This window comes from Stenotrophomonas sp. Sm10 (assembly GCF_030985515.1).
In the GTDB taxonomy this organism is placed as follows: Bacteria; Pseudomonadota; Gammaproteobacteria; order Xanthomonadales; family Xanthomonadaceae; genus Stenotrophomonas; species Stenotrophomonas hibiscicola.
The window spans coordinates 1-3475 of record NZ_JAPTFO010000152.1 but is presented as its reverse complement, the minus strand read 5'-3'; the positions used below and the strand labels follow the sequence as shown (position 1 = coordinate 3475).

Here is a 3475-nt window from a genome sequence, read left to right as displayed (position 1 = left end):
CTTTTAGACGAAGACTATCGAGCCGTCTCCTCTCTTGATGGGGAGGTGGCGGTTGTTAGTCTGACCATGGACAAGTATCAATGGAAGAAGAAGGTGACTGTCATGAACTCAAGCGTGAATTTTAATCTGGATGCTATCTTGCCTGTTGGGAAATACCGCTTAGAGATTAGTGCTGGCGGATATATTTTTCCAAGCGATAAGGCTACGCACATCAAGATAGTGGCTTCAGATAAAGAATTGGTCACAGAGGAAGTCCATGCTCTCAAAGAGCTGGATATAGCAAAGGAAGTTGAGAAACAACTTTCAGAAAAAACAGTAACAGATGGTGGAGTATGTCCGGAATTTCCCGATCTACTCTTCTTTTATAATCTTGGAAAGGTATAGAAAAAAATGGAAACTACAAAATTAACAGAATTCGCCCGCACTTTGGGAGAAGATAATAAACGAGTTAACGAAGAATTAAAAACCAAAGTTAGCACTTCAGCAATGACGCAAGCTATCACTCAAGCAGTTACTCAAGCTAAAACGGAAGTTAAGGCTGAAATTTTAGGTGAAGGAACACCTGAGAACCTTGATACGCTGAAAGAAATTGCGGATAAAATCACGAATATGGGACAGGATGAAAACGGTGCACTTCTTGGCAAAGTGACAGAGGTCAGCGGACGCGTTGACCAGATTGCTAATCTTGATTTAGTAGCGACATATAATCAAGCGAAAGCGTGAAGTCTATGAAGAGCCTTGAAAGTTTAGCGACAGCAATCGGTAAGGATATCAAGGGCATTAAAGAGCAACAGGTTACGAAAGATGAGCTAGAGGCAAAGCATTATCTTACTGAGAATCAAACCCTTAGCTTAGAAGGCAACCGGCTAAGTCTTACAAATGGTGGGTCTGTCAATCTTCCAACAGTTTTGAGAAGCTCAGAATATCGGATTTCAAAATCGGACATTGCCGGAAACGAAGTCGGTGCTACTGCGACAATACCAATCAATTCTTTGATGAATCCAATAGGTATCAAATTAGGAGATGTAATTCAAAGCTTTAATAACAACTCTGAAGGAGCAGATGAAGGCTACTGGATTGTAACAGGCATCAGCGCTCAAGGTATTTCTGTGAGAAAGATTGGCTCAAGACACTTGTATTCAACTTACAACGACACCGAGTTGAAACAAAAGATTTCAGCTTTAGAAAGCCGGCCATCGTTTGACACATTGACACCGACTCAACGAGATAGCTTGAGGGGTGAGAATGGTCACAGCTTAAATGCAACTGTCCGCATTGAAGGGAGTTATCGAAATGGTTCGACTAGCCAGCTAAATTTATTCGCAGATGTATTTTATGACGGAGAAAAGCTCACGAGTGGCTATACTCTTGATTACTACTATCGAGGTTTCGGAAATAATAACTGGGGGGTATTGAGAAATCAGACTCCAGATTCCACTGGAAAATTTAGTACATGGAGCGCCACCCAGCGCTCTGGTGGTTGGTTTGAAGTTCGTATCGAAGTGAATTACAGAGGTCTAAAAACCTCTGCTTTCACTCGTTTGGATAATGTCAACGATGGCGAACGAGGTCCGCAGGGTGTCCAAGGTCAACGAGGACCTCAAGGGAATGTAGGCCCTGCAGGCGCTAGAGGAGCCACAGGGGAACGTGGACCAGCAGGAGCGCCCGGCCAAAATATCGTCAACCAAAACGGTGGGCAACCGATTAGATATTGGGCAGGCACGCAAGCGCAGTATGACGCAATTGCAAGCAAAGACTCAAACACGATTTACGATATTTTTAAGTAGGTGATACTATGAGAGATAGAGTAAAAATCATGCTTGGAAATCAAGAAATCGTAAAAAGGTATCTTGGCAAACAGCTTTTATGGAGTAGCGTGCCTGAACTTTTTGAAACTTTAATGGGGTATAGAGTTGTTTTCATGGTATATGAAGATGGGATGCTTTTCACAATGCCTGAAAAGATAAAAAACTATCCGGAAATCAAAGGCGTGAGGGTAGGCGGACAAAAAGAACCTTTTATCTTTAAAAGTGAACGCTTTAAAAAAGATTTAGTTTTTTCAAAGTATATCTTTATTAGCGATAAAGAAGCAGGCCTTAAGGCGTATCTTGGACTAGATAAGCGGACGCTTATCAATGGCGAAGATATCGGATTTTACGTATAAAAGAAAGGAAATGTAACATGTCACAATTTAATGAACTGATTATTGCTTTTGCTACAGGCTTTTTAGCTGTAGCAGTAGGAAACATTGTAAAAGCAGTGAAGGATTATCTTTTGCGAAAAGGCGGAGAGAAGGCGGTAAAAATCGCTGAAATCTTAGCTAAAAACGCAGTACATGCAGTAGAGCAAGTAGCAGCTGAAACGGGCTACAAAGGTGATGAAAAACTTGAACAAGCTAAAGTACATATGCTTGCAGAGCTTAAAAAGTACAATGTCACTATGACTAATAGAGAACTTGAAATGTTTGTAGAATCAGCAGTGAAGCAGATGAATGACGCATGGAAAGGGGAATGATCATGGATATCGATACAAGTAGACTACGCACGGATTTGCCGATTGTTGGATTTGAGCCTTTCCGTCAGGTTCACGCCCACTCTACAGGCAACCGCAACTCAACCGCTCAGAATGAGGCGGACTACCACTACAGAAAAGACCCTGGACTTGGGTTCTTTTCTCATGTTGTTGGTAACGGTCGTGTTATGCAGGTAGGTCCTGTAAACAAGGGAATGTGGGACGTTGGGGGCGGTTGGAATGCTGAGACATATGCAGCAGTTGAATTGATTGAAAGTCATTCAACTAAAGAAGAGTTCATGACAGACTATCGCCTTTATATCGAATTGCTACGAAATCTAGCAGATGAAGCAGGTTTGCCGAAAACTCTTGATACAGACGACTTGGAAGGTATCAAAACGCATGAATACTGTACCAATAACCAGCCGGATAACAGTAGCGACCACGTTGACCCGTATCCTTATCTTGCGAAATGGGGTGTTAGCCGTGAACAGTTTAAGCGAGATATTGAGAACGGGTTAGGCTCTGAAACAGGCTGGCAGAAGAATGATACGGGCTACTGGTACGTACACTCAGATGGAAGCTATCCAAAAGACAAGTTTGAGAAAATCAACGGAACCTGGTATTACTTCGACGGTTCAGGCTACATGCTTGCAGACCGCTGGAAGAAGCACTCAGACGGCAACTGGTACTGGTTTGATAACTCAGGAGAAATGGCGACAGGTTGGAAGAAAATCGCTGAGAGGTGGTATTACTTCGACGCAGAAGGCGCCATGAAGACAGGATGGGTCAAGTACAAAGATACTTGGTACTACCTTGATAGTAAAGATGGTAACATGGTATCTAATGAATTCGTCAGAGCAGGTCAAGGCTGGTATTACATTAAACCAGACGGTACAATGGCAGACAAGCCAGAGTTCACAGTTGAGCCAGAAGGCTTGATAACGACTAAATAATTTTAAAA

Annotated in this window: 6 protein-coding genes; all 6 read left to right on the top strand. The window is 42.5% G+C overall.

What is annotated here, in order from left to right:
• Window positions 1-384, top strand: a 384-nt coding sequence (locus tag O0J15_RS20485; protein WP_308306215.1) for a hypothetical protein, incomplete at its 5' end; no start/stop codon positions are given.
• A gap of 6 nt (window positions 385-390) precedes the next feature.
• Window positions 391-723 carry a hypothetical protein gene (locus O0J15_RS20480; RefSeq protein ID WP_020903555.1) on the top strand — a complete coding sequence of 111 codons (333 nt, stop codon included), beginning with the start codon at window positions 391-393 and terminating at the stop codon, window positions 721-723.
• A 5-nt stretch (window positions 724-728) separates the two neighbouring features.
• Window positions 729-1787: a collagen-like protein gene (locus tag O0J15_RS20475; RefSeq protein ID WP_308306214.1), complete on the top strand. Its 1059-nt coding sequence runs from the start codon at window positions 729-731 to the stop codon at window positions 1785-1787.
• A gap of 8 nt (window positions 1788-1795) precedes the next feature.
• The gene (locus tag O0J15_RS20470) at window positions 1796-2164 is read left to right on the top strand and encodes a hypothetical protein (protein WP_308306213.1); all 369 of its coding nucleotides are present in this window, start codon (window positions 1796-1798) and stop codon (window positions 2162-2164) included.
• 17 nt (window positions 2165-2181) lie between these two features.
• The gene (locus tag O0J15_RS20465) at window positions 2182-2514 is read left to right on the top strand and encodes a phage holin (RefSeq protein ID WP_261099617.1); all 333 of its coding nucleotides are present in this window, start codon (window positions 2182-2184) and stop codon (window positions 2512-2514) included.
• Between the two features lie 2 nt (window positions 2515-2516).
• Entirely contained in the window at window positions 2517-3467 is a 951-nt protein-coding gene (locus tag O0J15_RS20460) for an N-acetylmuramoyl-L-alanine amidase family protein (protein WP_308306216.1), read from the top strand.
• Window positions 3468-3475: the final 8 nt, after the last annotated feature.

Coding starts and splice junctions, on each gene's coding strand:
- O0J15_RS20480 (WP_020903555.1), top strand. CDS start 391: ATGGAAACTACAAAATTAACAGAATTCGCCCGCACTTTGGGAGAAGAT.
- O0J15_RS20475 (WP_308306214.1), top strand. CDS start 729: ATGAAGAGCCTTGAAAGTTTAGCGACAGCAATCGGTAAGGATATCAAG.
- O0J15_RS20470 (WP_308306213.1), top strand. CDS start 1,796: ATGAGAGATAGAGTAAAAATCATGCTTGGAAATCAAGAAATCGTAAAA.
- O0J15_RS20465 (WP_261099617.1), top strand. CDS start 2,182: ATGTCACAATTTAATGAACTGATTATTGCTTTTGCTACAGGCTTTTTA.
- O0J15_RS20460 (WP_308306216.1), top strand. CDS start 2,517: ATGGATATCGATACAAGTAGACTACGCACGGATTTGCCGATTGTTGGA.